13 protein-coding genes are annotated in these 15,861 nt (G+C 66.4%); 5 read left to right on the top strand and 8 right to left on the bottom strand.

The features are described from left to right. The first annotated feature begins 3 nt into the window (after positions 1-3). Together AB0L58_RS21840 and AB0L58_RS21835 are read left to right on the top strand one after the other, a co-directional pair. The gene (locus AB0L58_RS21840; protein WP_364389276.1) at positions 4-1,260 is read left to right on the top strand and encodes a bifunctional glycosyltransferase family 2/GtrA family protein; all 1,257 of its coding nucleotides are present in this window, start codon (positions 4-6) and stop codon (positions 1,258-1,260) included. Next, a complete protein-coding gene (locus AB0L58_RS21835; protein WP_364389275.1) occupies positions 1,257-3,311 on the top strand; it encodes a glycosyltransferase family 39 protein in 2,055 nt (684 codons plus the stop codon). The genes AB0L58_RS21840 and AB0L58_RS21835 overlap by 4 nt, the downstream gene beginning before the upstream one ends. A 58-nt stretch (positions 3,312-3,369) precedes the next feature. On the opposite strand, the gene AB0L58_RS21830 is transcribed toward AB0L58_RS21835, so the two are convergent. Further along, positions 3,370-4,179, bottom strand: a complete 810-nt coding sequence (locus AB0L58_RS21830; RefSeq protein WP_364389274.1) for an NAD(P)H-binding protein — start codon at positions 4,177-4,179, stop codon at positions 3,370-3,372. A 254-nt stretch (positions 4,180-4,433) separates the two neighbouring features. On the opposite strand from AB0L58_RS21830, the gene AB0L58_RS21825 reads away from it, so the two are divergent. Beyond that, positions 4,434-4,823 carry a hypothetical protein gene (locus AB0L58_RS21825; protein ID WP_364389273.1) on the top strand — a complete coding sequence of 130 codons (390 nt, stop codon included), beginning with the start codon at positions 4,434-4,436 and terminating at the stop codon, positions 4,821-4,823. A 40-nt stretch (positions 4,824-4,863) separates the two neighbouring features. Then, entirely contained in the window at positions 4,864-5,895 is a 1,032-nt protein-coding gene (locus AB0L58_RS21820) for a hypothetical protein (RefSeq protein WP_364389272.1), read from the top strand. Between the two features lie 19 nt (positions 5,896-5,914). Here the strand turns inward: AB0L58_RS21820 and AB0L58_RS21815 are convergent, their stop codons facing one another. From AB0L58_RS21815 to AB0L58_RS21785, 7 genes are all read right to left on the bottom strand, one after another. Beyond that, positions 5,915-6,532 carry a TetR/AcrR family transcriptional regulator gene (locus AB0L58_RS21815; protein WP_364389271.1) on the bottom strand — a complete coding sequence of 206 codons (618 nt, stop codon included), beginning with the start codon at positions 6,530-6,532 and terminating at the stop codon, positions 5,915-5,917. Positions 6,533-6,592: 60 nt separating this feature from the next. Next, the gene (locus AB0L58_RS21810; RefSeq protein WP_364389604.1) at positions 6,593-7,399 is read right to left on the bottom strand and encodes an enoyl-CoA hydratase family protein; all 807 of its coding nucleotides are present in this window, start codon (positions 7,397-7,399) and stop codon (positions 6,593-6,595) included. A gap of 41 nt (positions 7,400-7,440) precedes the next feature. Further along, the gene (locus AB0L58_RS21805; protein WP_364389270.1) at positions 7,441-8,601 is read right to left on the bottom strand and encodes an acyl-CoA dehydrogenase family protein; all 1,161 of its coding nucleotides are present in this window, start codon (positions 8,599-8,601) and stop codon (positions 7,441-7,443) included. Beyond that, a complete protein-coding gene (locus AB0L58_RS21800; RefSeq protein ID WP_364389269.1) occupies positions 8,598-10,682 on the bottom strand; it encodes a biotin carboxylase N-terminal domain-containing protein in 2,085 nt (694 codons plus the stop codon). The genes AB0L58_RS21805 and AB0L58_RS21800 overlap by 4 nt, the downstream gene beginning before the upstream one ends. Positions 10,683-10,784: 102 nt before the next feature. Next, positions 10,785-12,383 (bottom strand): carboxyl transferase domain-containing protein, encoded by a 1,599-nt coding sequence (locus AB0L58_RS21795; RefSeq protein WP_364389268.1) that lies wholly within the window; start codon positions 12,381-12,383, stop codon positions 10,785-10,787. Continuing rightward, positions 12,380-13,570 (bottom strand): acyl-CoA dehydrogenase family protein, encoded by a 1,191-nt coding sequence (locus AB0L58_RS21790; protein WP_364389267.1) that lies wholly within the window; start codon positions 13,568-13,570, stop codon positions 12,380-12,382. The genes AB0L58_RS21795 and AB0L58_RS21790 overlap by 4 nt, the downstream gene beginning before the upstream one ends. Further along, positions 13,567-15,279 (bottom strand): acyclic terpene utilization AtuA family protein, encoded by a 1,713-nt coding sequence (locus tag AB0L58_RS21785; protein ID WP_364389266.1) that lies wholly within the window; start codon positions 15,277-15,279, stop codon positions 13,567-13,569. The genes AB0L58_RS21790 and AB0L58_RS21785 overlap by 4 nt, the downstream gene beginning before the upstream one ends. A gap of 157 nt (positions 15,280-15,436) precedes the next feature. Here AB0L58_RS21785 and AB0L58_RS21780 point away from each other — a divergent pair, with 157 nt between their 5' ends. After that, a complete protein-coding gene (locus AB0L58_RS21780) occupies positions 15,437-15,580 on the top strand; it encodes a hypothetical protein (RefSeq protein WP_364389264.1) in 144 nt (47 codons plus the stop codon). Positions 15,581-15,861 lie beyond the last annotated feature (281 nt).

Here is a 15,861-nt window from a genome sequence, read left to right as displayed (position 1 = left end):
ACCATGACCGAATCGACGACCGCCGCGCACCGGGCGGAAATGACCGAAACGGTGATCACGCCCGTGCTGGACGTCGTGATCCCCGTCTACAACGAAGAGGCCGACCTGGGCGTCTGCGTGCGGCGGCTGCACGCCTACCTGCGCGACGGATTCCCGTTCCCGGCGCGCATCACCGTCGCCGACAACGCGAGCACCGATGACACCATGCAGGTCGCACGGCTGCTCGCGGATGAACTCGAGGATGTGCGAGTGGTGCACCTCGACGCCAAGGGCCGCGGCCGCGCGCTGCGTGCGGTGTGGGAGCACTCCGACGCCCAGGTCGTCGCCTATATGGATGTGGACCTGTCGACCGACCTGAATGCGTTGCTGCCTTTGGTCGCGCCGCTGATCTCCGGCCACTCCGATCTGGCCATCGGCACCCGACTCGACGCGGCATCGCGGGTGGTGCGCGGCCCCAAGCGCGAATTCATCTCGCGCTGCTACAACCTGATCCTGAAAGCCTCACTGCAAGCGCGCTTTTCGGATGCGCAGTGCGGTTTCAAGGCGATGCGCACCGAGGTGGCGCGGCGACTGCTGCCCCTGGTGCAGGACGGTGAATGGTTCTTCGACACCGAACTCCTGGTGCTCGCCGAGCGGGCCGGGCTGCGCATCCACGAGGTGCCGGTCGACTGGATCGACGATCCGGACAGCCGGGTCGACATCATCGATACCGCGCGCAAGGACCTGCTCGGCGTGTGGCGGCTGCTGCGCGGACTGACCACCGGTGCGCTGCCGTTGGACGAGCTGCGCCGCTCGATCGGCCGTGAACCACTGGTGCCCGGCGTGCCGTTGGGGATGGTCGGGCAGGCGGTGCGGTTCGCGATAGTCGGCGTTTTCTCCACACTCGCCTATATGCTGTTGTACCTGGTGTTACAGCCCATGGCCGGTGCTCAGGTCGCGAATTTCGCCGCGCTGCTGATCACCGCGGTCGGCAATACCGCCGCCAACCGCGCCTTCACCTTCGGGGTGCGTGGGTCGAATGGCGTGGTATCGCATCAATTCCAAGGTCTGCTGATATTCGGCTTCGGCTTATTGGTCACGAGCGGCTCGTTGTTCGCCTTGCACCGGTGGGCCCCCGACGCCGCGGTTCATCTGGAATTGTTCGTACTCGTGGTCGCCAATCTCATTGCCACGCTGATCCGATTCGTCGGCCTGCGCTGGGTCTTCCGTAACCCGACTGCCGGTCACACGGCGCTGGTCAGCGGGGGCGGACAGCAGTGACGGCCACCCTCACGCCACCGTCGACAGCGGTACGGCCGCAACCGCGCCCCGCGCGCGAGACCGCCTGGGAATATCCGGCATTGGCCGTACTGCTGCTCGGCACCGGAATCGCCTACCTGTGCAACCTCAGTGCCAGCGGGTGGGCGAATTCCTTCTATTCCGCCGCGGTACAGGCGGGTTCGAAGTCCTGGGCGGCCTTCTTCTTCGGTTCCTCGGATGCCGGGAATTCGATCACCGTCGACAAACCGCCGGCCTCACTCTGGTTGATGGAACTGTCGGTGCGGGCGTTCGGACTGAATTCCTGGAGCATCCTGGTCCCGGAGGTGCTGCTCGGCGTGGCGTCGGTGGCACTGGTGTGGGCGACGGTGCGCAGGCCGTTCGGCCCGGCGGCCGGACTCATCGCCGGACTGGTGCTCGCGGTAACTCCGGTCGCCGCACTGATGTTCCGCTTCAACAACCCGGATGCGCTGCTGGTATTCCTCATGATCGCGGCAACCTGGGCAATGACCAGGGCGGTCGAGGAGGGACGCACCCGCTGGCTGGTGCTCACCGGCGTCATCATCGGATTCGGATTCCTCACCAAGCAATTGCAGGTGCTGCTGGTAGTGCCCGCACTGGCGCTGACCTACCTGTTCGCCGGTCCGCCCAAGCTCGGCAAGCGGATCCTGCAGCTGCTCGCGGCCGGATTGTCGATGATCGTCGCGGCTGGCTGGTGGCTGCTCACGGTAGAACTGTGGCCCGCATCGTCGCGGCCGTGGATCGGTGGGTCGCAACACAATTCGATCGTCGAACTCACCATGGGCTACAACGGGCTCGGTCGATTGAACGGCAACGAGCACGGCAGCGTCACCCCAGGCGGTGGCGGTGATATGCCGCGCGGTGGCGGCGGCATGTGGGGCGACACCGGAATCACCCGGATGTTCGAACCGGCGCAGGGCGGTCAGATCGCCTGGCTGATCCCGGCCGCATTGGTGGCCCTGGTGGCCGGAATTCTGCTGCGTGGCAAGGCTGCGCGCACCGATGGACGGCGCGCGGCGCTCATCCTGTGGGGTGGCTGGCTGCTGGTGACCGGGCTGACCTTCAGTTTCATGGCGGGCATCTTCCACCAGTACTACACGGTCGCGCTGGCTCCGGCGGTCGCCGCCTTGGTCGGTATCGGCGCGGTTGTGCTGTGGCAGGATCGGCATCGGCTGTGGGTCCGGTTGTTCGCGGGACTCGCGGTCGGTCTGACCACCGCGACCTCGTGGATGCTGTTGTCGCGCAGTGCGAGTTTCGTGCCGTGGTTGCGTTGGACGGTGCTGGTGGTCGGCGTGCTCGCGACCATCGCGGTACTGCTCCCCGCACCGCGCAAGCTGGCGCTGGTGTCGGCGTTCGCGGCCGCATGCACCGGATTGGCCGGACCCGTAGCGTATTCCGCCCAAACCATTTCGACCGGGCACGAGGGTGGGATCGTCTCGGCCGGACCGAATGTCGGGCGATTCGGGATGTTCGGACCACCCCCCGGCGGCGAGGGCGGCTTCGGCGGTCCCGGCGGTGGTATGCCCGGCACCCGAAATGCCGATGGACGCAATGGCGCTGGCCCCAATGGCGCGCGAGGTAGACAACCCGGTGAAGCCACCGTGCAAGGCGCCAACGAGGCCGGGGGCAATCCGATGATGGGCGGCCCAGCCGGCGGTCTGCTCGGCGCGAGCAGGCCGAGCCAGCAGGTCATCGCGATGCTGGAAAGCAATGGCTCCGACTACACCTGGGTCGCCGCGGCCACCGGATCCAATAGCGCCGCCGGATTCCAGCTGGCCACCGAACTGCCGGTCATGCCGATCGGCGGCTTCAACGGCAGCGACCCCTCGCCGACATTGGATCAGTTCAAACAGTATGTCGCCGATGGAAAGATCCACTACTTCATCGGCAGCGGCAACCGCGGCGGCGAGGATGGCGGTGGCGGCTTCGGCCGCTCCGGCACCAGCAGTGAGATCAGCAAGTGGGTGCAAGAGCACTTCACGGCAACCGAAGTAGACGGCATCACCCTCTACGACCTGACCGCCGCCCACTGATTCACCGCGGGACCGCGATTCGCCCGGTGCACACGCATCGGGCGAATCGCGTTGCGAGTCAGGCGTAGGTGGCTTCGAGCCACTCGGCGAACGTCGGCCCGGCCAGTTCGGCGTGCGCCCCCGGCAGCAGCCCACCGTTCTCGTACTGTGCACGATCCGGGTTCGCCGGATCGCTCGACTCGATCACCTGAGCGGGCACACCACGTTTGGCCGCGAGCAGACCGGCCGCGCCCGCCATCGTCTCCGGCTGCGGGCCGGCGATCTCCGGGAACGGGCCGTCGAGCGATTCCGGCATCGGGTGCACTGCCAATTCCACCAGCGCCTCGGCCACCGCACGCGCCGCGACCAACTGCGTGCGCATCTTCGGCAGGTAGGCGACCTCGCCCTGGGTCCCCCACTGCACCATCACCTCGACCAATTCGTGGAACTGCGCGGCCCGCAGAATCTGCACCGGCAGTGGCCCTGCCAGCAGCGCGGCCTCATGCGCAAGCTTCGCGGCGTTGTACCCGGCGAGCGATCCATCGATGCCGATGATGGACACCACAACCAGCCGCTCGACACCGGCCTTGCGCCCCGCTTCGTGCAGGTTACGCGCCGCGGCACGGAAGAATTCGGTCGCGATGTTCTGGTCCGCGGACGGCGTGCTGGCTGCGTCGATGACGACATCCACGCCGTCGAGTGCTTCCACGAGCCCGACACCGGTCTCGATATCCACCCCGTTGGCCCGGGAGAATGCGACAACCTCGTGCCCCTGCTCGTTCAGCACATCGACGACGTGGCGGCCCAGCCGTCCGGTCGCTCCGGCTACTCCGTAGCGACTGCTTGCAGGTCGCTCGAAAGGGTCAGTGATCTTCTTGGTGTTCGACATGATTCCCGCTCCAGTTTTTCGCTGCGTTGTTCCGCTTTCACAGTGAGGACGACGCAGGCCGGACGAGTGTGACATGCCGTTTCGGACCGCTCCTCGAGATCCCTTTACCTGTTTCCTCGAAATCCTCTTAATGCGGCATTCATGCGAAACCCTTTCGCACGCCGCGAACTCCGGGAATGATGGTCCAGCGCAGGACGACTCCGGTCGGGGTCGGCCATCAGGTCAAGCGCCAACTCCGAGCCATCAGGAAAACCGTGAGAAGTATTTCGAGATTCGTCCTAACCGTCATCGGTGCGCTCGTCGCCATCGCGCTCACCGTCGGCTTCGCCTCGACCGCATCGGCCGCACCAGGCGAATCGCCGGAGCCGACGGCACCGGTCGCGACCGCACCGATCGCTGCGGCCGAACCGACCCCGCAGGCCACCCTGATCGGCGGGTGCCCGCTCCCGCCCGGCGACACCATCGAGGTCAGGACGCTGGTCGGCGGCCTGCTCGGCGCCGCCATCGGCGGCATCGCGGGCCTGCCCATTTTCTTCGTCGGCGCGATTCCGGGATTGGTCATCGGCGGACTCCTCGGTGTCCTCATCGGTTCCACCTCCTACGCGGTGGACGAGGGTCACATGCAACAGGCAGGGCTGTGCTGACCGCGAATTCCCCTTAGTGGCAAGCTGTTAGCGTGCGGATATGAGCTCGACGACCGATCGTTTCATCGACGCCGTATTCGACTTCGAACGCGCGGTGCACGCGCAGGATCCGCAAGCGCAGCAACAAGCCCACAAGGAAATGCATCGCCTATACGAATCAGCGACTCCAGCGGAGCTGTCACAGGGCGGGAAACGGCTCGCCGATGTGCTGGCGGATGTGCAGCAGGGACCGCGTTCGAGTATCGCGGTCCTCATCGGCGCATGTGTCGAGGGCGGCGCGGATCCGGTGGTATGCGCGCCGAGCGTGCTCGCGAATCTCGCCGTATCTCTGGACGATGCAACGGAATTCGCGCAGCGGTGGGCGGCCGCCGATGTCGGCGACGCACCCGATCCGGAGCAGGTCGAGCTGGATCCGGAGCTGTTCGAATACTTCGGATTCGCCCCGACGCTGTCGTGGTGGACGCTGGACGACTGGAGCCGGGCGGGGCTGGCCATGTTGCAGCACAAGGCGGTTCGACAGAAGTTCGGGCACGCCGGTCGCGAGATCATCCGGGAACGTCACGACGCACTCGGCGAAGTCTCCGATCGGTGGGACAAATGCCTGGGCTACGCGCTGATCGTGCTGGACGACGAGCCGATCATCGTGCTGCACCGGGAGACCGGCACCGGCTACACCATGCGCATGACCGGCATCGGCGACAATTTCCAACTGCACACCCTGCTCGCCGATGCCCTCATCGGCGGCGGCCACATTCCGGGAGAGGCACCGGCGGCGGAGGCGGTCGCCATGTGCCGCGATATGCCCGGCATGGTGCACACCACCGGATCGTTCAATCTGGTCGCGCCGGATGGCAGTTGGATCTGGAACGAGGGCACGCCTTCCGATATTCCGGTCGTCGACGGCACCCGCCTGCTGGTGCTCGATCCGCCTCCGTATCCGCGCACCTGGCCCGCCGGGCGCTTCTTCCCCGATATGGTCGGCGATCTGACGCTGGAGCGGGTGCTCACCGAGGCGGAGACGGCTGCCTGGTTCCAGCATGTGTCACCGGCAAAGGGGCCGACCGACGACTAGCGGGCTCGACTCGGCGGCGTCAGATCCGTGAGCCGTGCAAAGCGGCATGCAGCGTAGCCGCCCATTGCGAAACGATCTGCTTGCGGCGCGCCGAGTCGTCGGTCAGGACATCGGCCAGCCCGAGCCCGCGCGCCAAATCGAGGGTCGCCTGCACGAGGTGATGGGCGACCGGATCACCGTCGTCCACACCCAGCGCCTCCACGGCCCGGCGATGCGATATGCGCCCGAATTTGGCCTCCAGCGGCACAATTCGCTCCCGTAGCGCCGGGTCGGCCGCGGCATGGGTCCACACCTGCAGCGCCGCCTTGAACAGCGGGCTGGTGTAGGAGTCGACCAGACCCGCCACCACCGCCTCGGTGCGCTCGACCCCTCCGGCCAGCGCGGCCACCGCCAGCGCCTCGTCCTTGGACTGCTGGGTGCGGCTGTCGAACATGTACTCGAGTGCGCCGGTGATCAGGTCTTCCCTGGTCGGGAAGTGATGCTGGGCCGCGCCCCGCGATACCCCGGCCCGTTCCGCCACGACCGAGACCGTGGCCGCTGCCCAGCCCATTTCGGCCAGGCAGTCGATGGTCGCCTCGAGCAGGCGCTGCCGGGTGACCCGGCTGCGGTCCTGCTTGGGTTCGTGGGGTGTCACCATCAGCTCGCTCCGAACAGGCTGGCAGTCGTGGCGGTTTCGGTCGTCGGCGATGTCACGGCGCTATTCTGCCCAGGTCGGTGGGCGGCGCTGCAAGAAGGCCAGCATGCCCTCCTGTACCTCCGGGGTGCCGAAGAAGCTCGCGGAACGCTTCGCGAGTTCCTCGGCGGAGCTGTCGAACTGCGCCACGATGCCCGCGTTGACGAGTCGCTTGGCCTCGGCCAGGCCCTGCGGGGAGCCCATGCGCAGCTCGGCGCACAGCCGGGCCACCTCGGCCACCGGATCGTCCGCGGTGCTCGTGACCAGGCCGATCTGCTCGGCGATGGCCGCACCGAATTTCTCGCCGGTGAGGTAGTAGCGGCTGGCCGCGCGCGGGCTGAGCCGCGGCAGCAGGGTCAGCGAAATCATGAACGGCGCCAATCCGATACGCACCTCGGTGAGTGCGAAACTGCTGCCGGGACCAGCCACGACAATGTCACAGGCCGCGACGATGCCCATACCGCCCGCGCGCACGTTGCCATCGATGCGGGCAATGATCGGCTTCGGTGTTTCGACGAGTCGGCGCAGTACGCCGATCATTACGCGGGTGCGCTCATCGGCGGCCACGGCCGGGTCGGCGTCGCTGGCTTCACTGAGGTCGGCGCCCGCGCAGAAGGTATTGCCGGTGTGCGCGAGCACGATGCCGCGGACGGCGGGGTCCGCGGCGGCGGCGTCGAGGCCTTGGAGCAGTTCGGCGACCAGCCGCGAGGACAGCGCATTGCGGTTGTGCGGCGAATCCAGGGTCAGGGCGGCGAAGCCATCGCGCACCTCGTACCGCACATACGGCGCGGTGGACGTTTCGGGCCCACCCGTCTCCTGACCACTGCTCATCGTGTCGTGCTGCGACGCTGTGTCCATTCCAGCCTCCTCCATCAGTACGACTTGGGCAGGCCGAGGGAGTACTGGGCGACGAAGTTGAGCACCATCTCCCGGCTGACCGGCGCGATGCGACCGATGCGGGCCGCGGCGAGCATGGCGGCCAGGCCGTACTCCTTGGTGAGTCCCGCACCGCCGTGGGTCTGGATGGCCTGATCGAGTGCCTTGATACTGGCTTCCGCCGCCGCGTATTTGGCCATATTCGCGGCCTCGGCGGCACCCATCTCATCGCCGGCGTCGTAGAGGGTCGCGGCCTTCTGCATCATCAGCCTGGCCAGCTCCACTTCGACCTTCACCGCGGCGAGCGGATGCGAAATGCCTTGGTGCGCACCGATCGGCGTCTTCCACACCGTGCGTTCCTTCGCGTATTCGACGGCACGGTCGATGGCGTAGCGCCCCATGCCGACGGCCATGGCCGCACCCATGATGCGCTCCGGGTTGAGACCCGCGAACAGCTGCATGAGTGCGGCATCTTCCTTGCCCACCAAGGCATCCGAGGGCAGGCGCACGTCATCGAGGAAGAGCGTGAACTGGTGGTCCGGCTCGATGATGTCCATTTCCTGCGGCGTTTTGACGAAGCCGGGGGCATCGGTCGGCACGATGAACAGCGCGGGCTTGAGCTTGCCGGTCTTGTGGTCCTCGGTGCGCGAGACGATGAGCACGGCCTCGGCCTGGTCGACGCCGGAGATGAAGATCTTGCGGCCGTTGAGGATCCAGTCGTCCCCGTCGCGGCGCGCGGTGGTGGTGATCTGGTGCGAGTTCGAACCGGCGTCGGGTTCGGTAATGCCGAAGACCATCTTGGCGCTGCCGTCGGAGAGTTTGGGCAGCCACTGCTGCTTCTGCTCGTCGGTGCCGTATTTGGTGATGATGGTGCCGCAGATGGCCGGTGAGACCACCATGAGCAGCAGGCCCGCGCCCTGCGCGGACAGCTCCTCCATGACCAACGCGAGCTCGTACATGCCCGCGCCACCGCCGCCGTACTCCTCCGGCAGATTCACCCCGAGGAAGCCGAGTTTGCCTGCCTCATCCCATAGTTCGGTGAGCGGTTCGTTCCTGCGCGCCTTCGGCAGCACATAATCGCGGAAGCTGTACTTCGCGGCGAGCCCGGCAACCGCGGCCCGCAGCGCCTTCTGCTCGTCGGTTTCGATAAAACTCATGAGTTCTCCTGGGATTCGGTGGGATCGACGACGGCGAGCACGGCGCCGACATCGACCTGCTGGCCGACGGTGACATTGAGGGCGCTGAGTACGCCCGCGGCGGGCGCGGAGATGGTGTGCTCCATCTTCATGGCCTCCAGCCACAGAATCGGCTGGCCCTGTTCGACGGCGCTGCCGACCTCGGCGCCGATGCGAATCACACTGCCCGGCATGGGCGCGAGCAGTGAACCGTACGCGACCTGATCGGCCGGATCGCTGAAGCGCGGCAGTCTGCGCACCGACACCGGTCCGAGCGGAGAATCCACGCAGACCAGTTCGCCGTAGCGGGCGATATCGAATTGCCTGCGCACCAGGCCGCGTTCGCCGGGAACGGCGAGGACCACACGCTCGGGACCCGCTGCCACCAATTCGAGGCCGGCGTGACCGTCCACCGCGACACCGCCGGTGCGGGTGAAGCGGTAGCCGATGTCATGTGTGCCGCTGGTGCGGCTCTCGTACGACTTGTGCTGCGACTGCGACGCCAGATTTCGCCAGCCCACGGGCAACCCACCGCCGACCCTGGCCGCCTTCCGGTTGGCCGTCGCATCCGCGAGCGCGGCGGCGGCGATGGACAGTGCCTCATCGCTCTCGGACACCAAGGGTGCGGAGAGCGAAGCCAATCCGTGCGTTTCGAAGAATGCGGTATCGGTGTCCCCGGCCAGGAACGCCGGATGGCGCAGTACCCGTACCAGCAGATCGCGGTTGGTCACCAAACCGTGAATCTTGGCCCGTTGCAGGGCCGTTGCCAACAGCCGTGCCGCCTCGCCGCGGGTCGGGGCGTAGGAGATGACCTTCGCGAGCATCGGGTCGTAGTGCACACCGACAACCGAACCGTCCACCACACCGGTATCCAGGCGTACGCCCGGACGGTCGAGGACATCGAATTCGGTTACCACCGAAGGTATTTCGAGCTTATGCACAGTTCCGCTCTGCGGCTGCCACTCGTTCGCCGGATCCTCGGCATACAACCGGACCTCGATCGAATGCCCGCGCAGTGGCGGCGGCGCGGCCGCCAACTCGCCGCCCGCCGCGACCTCCAACTGCGACCGCACCAGATCCAGTCCGGTGGTGCATTCGGTGACCGGATGTTCCACTTGCAGCCGGGTATTCATCTCCAGGAAGAAGAATTCACCCGCTTCGTCGGCGAGGAATTCCACGGTGCCGGCACCGGTGTACCCGATCGCACCGGCCGCCAGCCTGGCCGCCTCGAACAGCCGCTCGCGCATGCTCTGTCCATCGGCCATGCGCGCGGGCCCGGCGTGGTCACGCCCCGCTACCGCCTCCTGGCCTGACGCGCGCATGGCGTCGATCCGCTCGACCAACGGCGACGGCGCTTCCTCGATCACCTTCTGGTGGCGGCGCTGAATGGAGCATTCCCGCTCGCCGACCGCCCAGATGGTGCCGTGGGTATCGGCCATGACCTGGACCTCGATATGCCTGCCGGTCTCCAGGTACCGCTCGCAGAACACCGTCGGATCGCCGAATGCCGATTCGGCTTCCCGGCGGGCGGCGGCGATTTGCGGTTCCAGGTCGGCGAGTTCGCGCACCACGCGCATACCGCGTCCGCCCCCACCGGCGGAGGCCTTGATCAGCACCGGCAGTTGCGCGGCGGTGACCTCGGCGGGATCGAGTTCGGCGAGCACCGGGACGCCGGCCGCATCCATCATCTTCTTGGCGGCGACCTTCGAGCCCATCTGCTCGATGGCCTCGACCGGCGGACCGATCCACGCCAGTCCGGCCGCCAGCACAGCCCGTGCGAATTCCGCATTCTCGGAAAGGAATCCGTAACCGGGATGAATGGCATCGGCACCGGTGGCCAAGGCCGCCTCGACGATCAGCTCGCCGCGCAGATAGGTCTCGGCCGGAGTATTGCCCGCAAGACGCACCGCCGCATCGGCTTCGGCGACATGCGGTGCCGCGGCATCCGCGTCGGAGTAGACCGCGACCGTGCCGATACCCATGCGACGGCAGCTGGCGAATACGCGACGCGCGATCTCACCGCGATTGGCAACCAGAACAGTGGTGATAGGCCTACCCGCCACCCGAGCGCCACCCCTCACGGAATCGCTATGCGATGCTGGCCCACCCGTCACCCGGCCACCACCCCTCACTGAATCGCTACGCGATGCTGTCATTTTCGGCCCTCACATCCGGAAGACGCCGAAGCCGTCGGCGCCCTCGACTGGGGCATTGTGAATGGCCGACAACGCCATTCCCAACACCGTGCGGGTATCACGGGGATCGATCACGCCATCGTCGTACAGCCGCCCCGACATGAACATCGGCAGCGATTCGGCCTCGATCTGCGCCTCCACCATGGCGCGCATCCCGGCATCGGCCTCCTCGTCGAACGGCAGGCCCTTCGCCTCGGCGGCCGCCCGGCCCACTATCGAGATCACTCCGGCCAATTGCGCGCCGCCCATAACAGCGGATTTCGCACTCGGCCAAGCGAAGACGAACCGTGGATCGTAGGCGCGACCGCACATGCCGTAATGCCCCGCACCGTAGGACGCGCCGACCAGCAGCGAAATATGCGGCACCTTCGAGTTGGATACCGCGTTGATCATCATCGCGCCGTGCTTGATGATGCCCTTCTGTTCGAACTCCTTGCCGACCATGTAGCCGGTGGTGTTGTGCAGGAACAGTAGTGGCGTATTCGATTGATTGGCCAGCTGGATGAACTGGGTCGCCTTCTGCGATTCCTCCGAGAACAGCACGCCGCGCGCATTGGCGAGAATGCCGACCGGATATCCGTGCAGCTCCGCCCATCCGGTGACCAGGCTGCCGCCGTAGAGCGGTTTGAACTCGTCGAAATCGGAACCGTCGACGATGCGGGCGATCACCTCGCGCGGATCGAACGGAATCTTCAGATCGGACGGGACGATGCCGAGCAGATCTTCCTGGTCGTACCGCGGCTCGAGCACCTCGGCGCGCGGCGCCGGACCCTGCTTCTTCCAGTTCAGCCGCTTGATAATGGAGCGGCCGATGCGGATAGCGTCCTGCTCGTCGACCGCCAGGTAGTCGGCCAGGCCCGAGACGCGCGCGTGCATATCCGCGCCGCCGAGCGATTCGTCATCGGATTCCTCACCGGTGGCCATCTTGACCAGCGGTGGTCCGCCGAGAAATACCTTGGAGCGCTCCTTGATCATCACCGTGTAATCGGACATGCCCGGGATATAGGCGCCACCGGCGGTGGAATTGCCGAAAACCAATGCGATGGTGGGGATTCCGGCCGCCGAGGCCCTGGTGAGATCGCGGAACATCCGTCCGCCGGGTACGAAGACTTCCTTCTGGGTCGGCAGATCCGCACCGCCGGATTCGACGAGTCCGATGACCGGCAGCCGGTTCTGCATGACGATATCGTTCATGCGCAGGTTCTTGCGCAGCGTCCACGGATTCGAGGTGCCGCCGCGCACCGTGGGATCCGGTGCGACGATCATGCATTCGACACCCTCGACGATGCCGATACCGCACACCACACTCGCCCCGACGTGGAACTCGCTGCCCCACGCGGCAAGCGGGCACAGCTCGAGGAATGGCGAATCCTCGTCGATGAGCAGTTCGATGCGCTCGCGCGCGGTCAATTTGCCGCGCTTGCGATGCCGGGCCAGCTTATCCGGGCCGCCGCCCGCGATGGCCTTGGCGAATTCGGCCTCCACCTCGGCGAGTTTGGCGGTCATGGCCTCGGCCGCGGCCGTGTATTCCGGCGATGCGGTATCGAGGGTGGTGCGTAGTGTCGTCAAGACTGGTACCCCAATCGTTTCGCCGCCAGTCCGGTCAGGATTTCCGTTGTGCCACCGCCGATGCCGAGAATGCGGATATCGCGGTATTGCCGCTCGACCTCGGATTCGCGCATATAGCCGAGGCCACCGAACAGCTGAACGGCCTGATTGGCCACCCATTCACCCGCCGCCACGGCGGTGTTCTTGGCGAAACACACCTCGGCGATCAAATCGGTTTCGCCATCGGCACGGTATCCACCCACCCCGCCGACTGCGTCGGCTACCGTCCCCCAGTGCTGCACCACATTTCGGGTGTAGACGCGGGCCACATCGATGCGGCGGGCCATCTCGGTCACCGTATTCTGCACGGCCTGCCTGCTGATCAGCGGGCGGCCGAAGGTCTCTCGATTGCGCACCCAGTCCAAGGTCAGGTCCAGGCAGCGCTGGGCCTGCGAATACGCCTGCACCGCAAGGCCGACCCGCTCGCTGACGAACGCGCCGGCGATCTGATAGAAGCCGGAATTCTCCGGGCCGACCAAATTCTCCACCGGCACCCGGACATCCACATAGGAGAGTTCGGCGGTATCGGAGGCCAGCCAGCCCATTTTGTCGAGCTTGCGGCTCACCGTGAAGCCCGGTGTGCCCTTCTCCACCACCATCAGCGAAATTCCGCCGGAGCCCGGACCGCCCGTGCGCACAGCGGTCACCACGAAATCGGCGCGCACACCCGAGGTGATGTAGGTCTTGGCGCCATTGACGATGTAGTGGTCGCCATCGCGGCGCGCGGTGGTGGTGAGGTGGCCGACATCGGAGCCGCCGCCCGGTTCGGTAATGGCGAGCGAGCCGATCTTCTCCCCGGCAAGTGTCGGGCGTGCGAAGCGCTCGATCAGATCTTCGTTACCCGAGGCGATGATGTGCGGCACCGCGATACCGCAGGTGAACAGCGAGGCGAACAGGCCGCCGGAACACCCGGCCTGATGCATCTCCTCACAGACGATCATGGCGTCGATACCATCACCACCGGAACCGCCCGCTGATTCCGGGAATTGGATGCCGAGCAGGCCGAGCGCTCCGGCCTTCTTGTGCAGTTCGCGCGGGATCTCACCGTCGCGCTCCCACGCATCGAGGTACGGGAGCACTTCTCGCTCGGCGAAACCCCTGACGGTGGCACGCAATTCGCGCCGTTCCGGCGTATTCCACGGATTCACAGCAACTCCAATGGGATATCAACATGACGCGAGCGCAGCCATTCGCCGAGCCCCTTGGCCTGCGGATCGAAGCGGGCCTGATAGGCCACACCCTGTCCGAGCAGACCCTCGATAATGAAGTTCACGGCACGCAGATTCGGCAGCACGTGCCGGGTGACGGTCAGTGGTGCGGCCTCGGGCAGCAGTTCCTTGATCCGCGCCACCGTCAGCGTATGCGCCAGCCAGCGCCACTGTTCATCCGTGCGAACCCACACGCCGATATTGGCATTGCCGCCCTTGTCGCCACTGCGGGCCAGCGCGATCGTGCCCAGTGGAGCTCGGCGAGTTGCGTCGACGGGCAATGGCTGCGGCAGTTGCGGCTCGGCTACCTCGGCCAATTCCTTGGTATCCGCGGTGGGTGCGATATCGATACGAGTGCCCTGCGGCAGCACCGCCGCATGCGGCACCTCGGCGGCATCGACGAAGCCCGGTGTGTACACCCCGTACGGCGAACCGTTGCCGGGCAGGCTGGTGAAGCTGGTCCCCGGGTAACTGGCCAGGGCCAGCTCGACCGCGACATTGGAGAAGGAGCGGCCGACCTTGTTCGGATCCGGATCGCGGACCACGCAGCGCAGCAGCGCGCTCGCCTGCTCCTCGGTTTCGGCATCCGGTCGGTCGAGGCGCGCGAGCGTCCAGGTCAGCTCCGCGGGACGCACGGGCAGCCAGGACTCCAGCTGTCGTTGCGCCAGTGCGGCTTTGGCCTCGATATCCAGTCCGGTGAGCACGAACTCCATCTCATTGCGGAAACCGCCGAGGGTATTGAGCGACACCTTGAGTTGTGGCGGTGGCGCTTCGCCGGTCACACCGCTGATCAGCACCCGATCGGGGCCTTCCGGACCGAGCTCGATGCTGTCCAGCCGCGTGGTGACATCCGGCCCCGCATAGCGCGCGCCCTGGATCTCGTACATCAGCTGTGCCGCAACGGTATCCACCGTGACCGCGCCGCCGGTGCCCTGATGTTTGGTAATGACACTGCTGCCATCCCTGCGCACTTCGGCGATGGGGAAGCCGGGCCGTCCGAGATCGGCCAGTTCGGTGAAGAACGCGAAGTTGCCGCCGGTGGCCTGCGTACCGCACTCGATCACATGTCCGGCCACGACCGCACCGGCCAGCTGATCGTAATCGGTTCGCCCCCAACCGAAATGGGCGGCGGCCGGGCCGACGATCACCGAAGCGTCGGTGACCCGACCGGTGACCACGATATCGGCGCCCGCATTCAAGCATTCGACGATGCCCCAGGCACCGAGATAGGCATTGGCGGTCAGCGGCGACCCGAGGCCGAGCTCGCCCGCCCGACCCAGCAGGTCGTCCCCCTCGACGTGCGCGACCTTGGCATCGAGCCCGAGATCCGCCGCAACCTTGCGCAGCTGCTCCGCGAGCCCGGCCGGGTTGAGGCCGCCCGCATTGGTGACGATCTGAACATTGCGTTCCAGTGCCAGGCCGAGGCAGTCCTCGATCTGCCGGACGAAAGTTTTGGCATATCCGAGGCTGGGATCCTTCATCCGGTCGCGGCCGAGGATCAGCATGGTCAACTCGGCGAGGTAGTCCCCGGTGAGCACATCGAGCTGCCCGCCCTCGAGCATCTCCCGCATGGCACTGAGCCGATCACCGTAGAACCCGGAACAGTTGCCGATTCGGATCAGCTCCGGATCGGCGGCCAGCATACTCATCAGCTGGAAGGCCCTCCTGTACGGCGAACCGTCCCGGCACGCCGCGTCGCGCCGCCGGTGGAGTCCGCGTTCCGAAGTCCAGCATCACACCCGATCCAGAAAAAAGCAAGCATGCGTGATTGTTAATTGCCCAAACCCCACGAGGCAGAATGACTGGATGTCGTCCGTCATCCTGTTCGCGCTGGCCGGGTTCCTGCTGGGCGGAGCCTTCTCCACCTGGAAGACCGCCCGCCCCCTCGCCATCGCCCTCGCGGTGCTCGCCGTACTCGCGGCAGCGGGTGCGGTCGCCTGGTTGATGTAGGAGACCTCGCCACCCACTCAACCACCACGGAGCGAGCTTACGAGCAACGTTCGCGGCCCGTCTCGCATCCGAGCCGAAGGCGCGCCCATCGAACACAGCCGAGCCGTCAACGCCACATGCGCCGCAGACACGAGACTCACCCATCCGACGCGCCTACACCCGGTGCCGAACACCCCGCCATCAGCAACCACCACCGAGCGAGTCTTACGAGCGACCGTTCGCGGCCCGTCTCGCGTCCGAGTCGTCGAAGCGCATGCGACGAAGTCGCGAGTCTCGACGGC

Source organism: Nocardia sp. NPDC052112 (genome assembly GCF_040680135.1).
GTDB lineage: Bacteria > Actinomycetota > Actinomycetes > Mycobacteriales > Mycobacteriaceae > Nocardia.
Note: the sequence above shows the minus strand (reverse complement) of the source record. Positions and strands in the feature narration are given on the sequence as shown.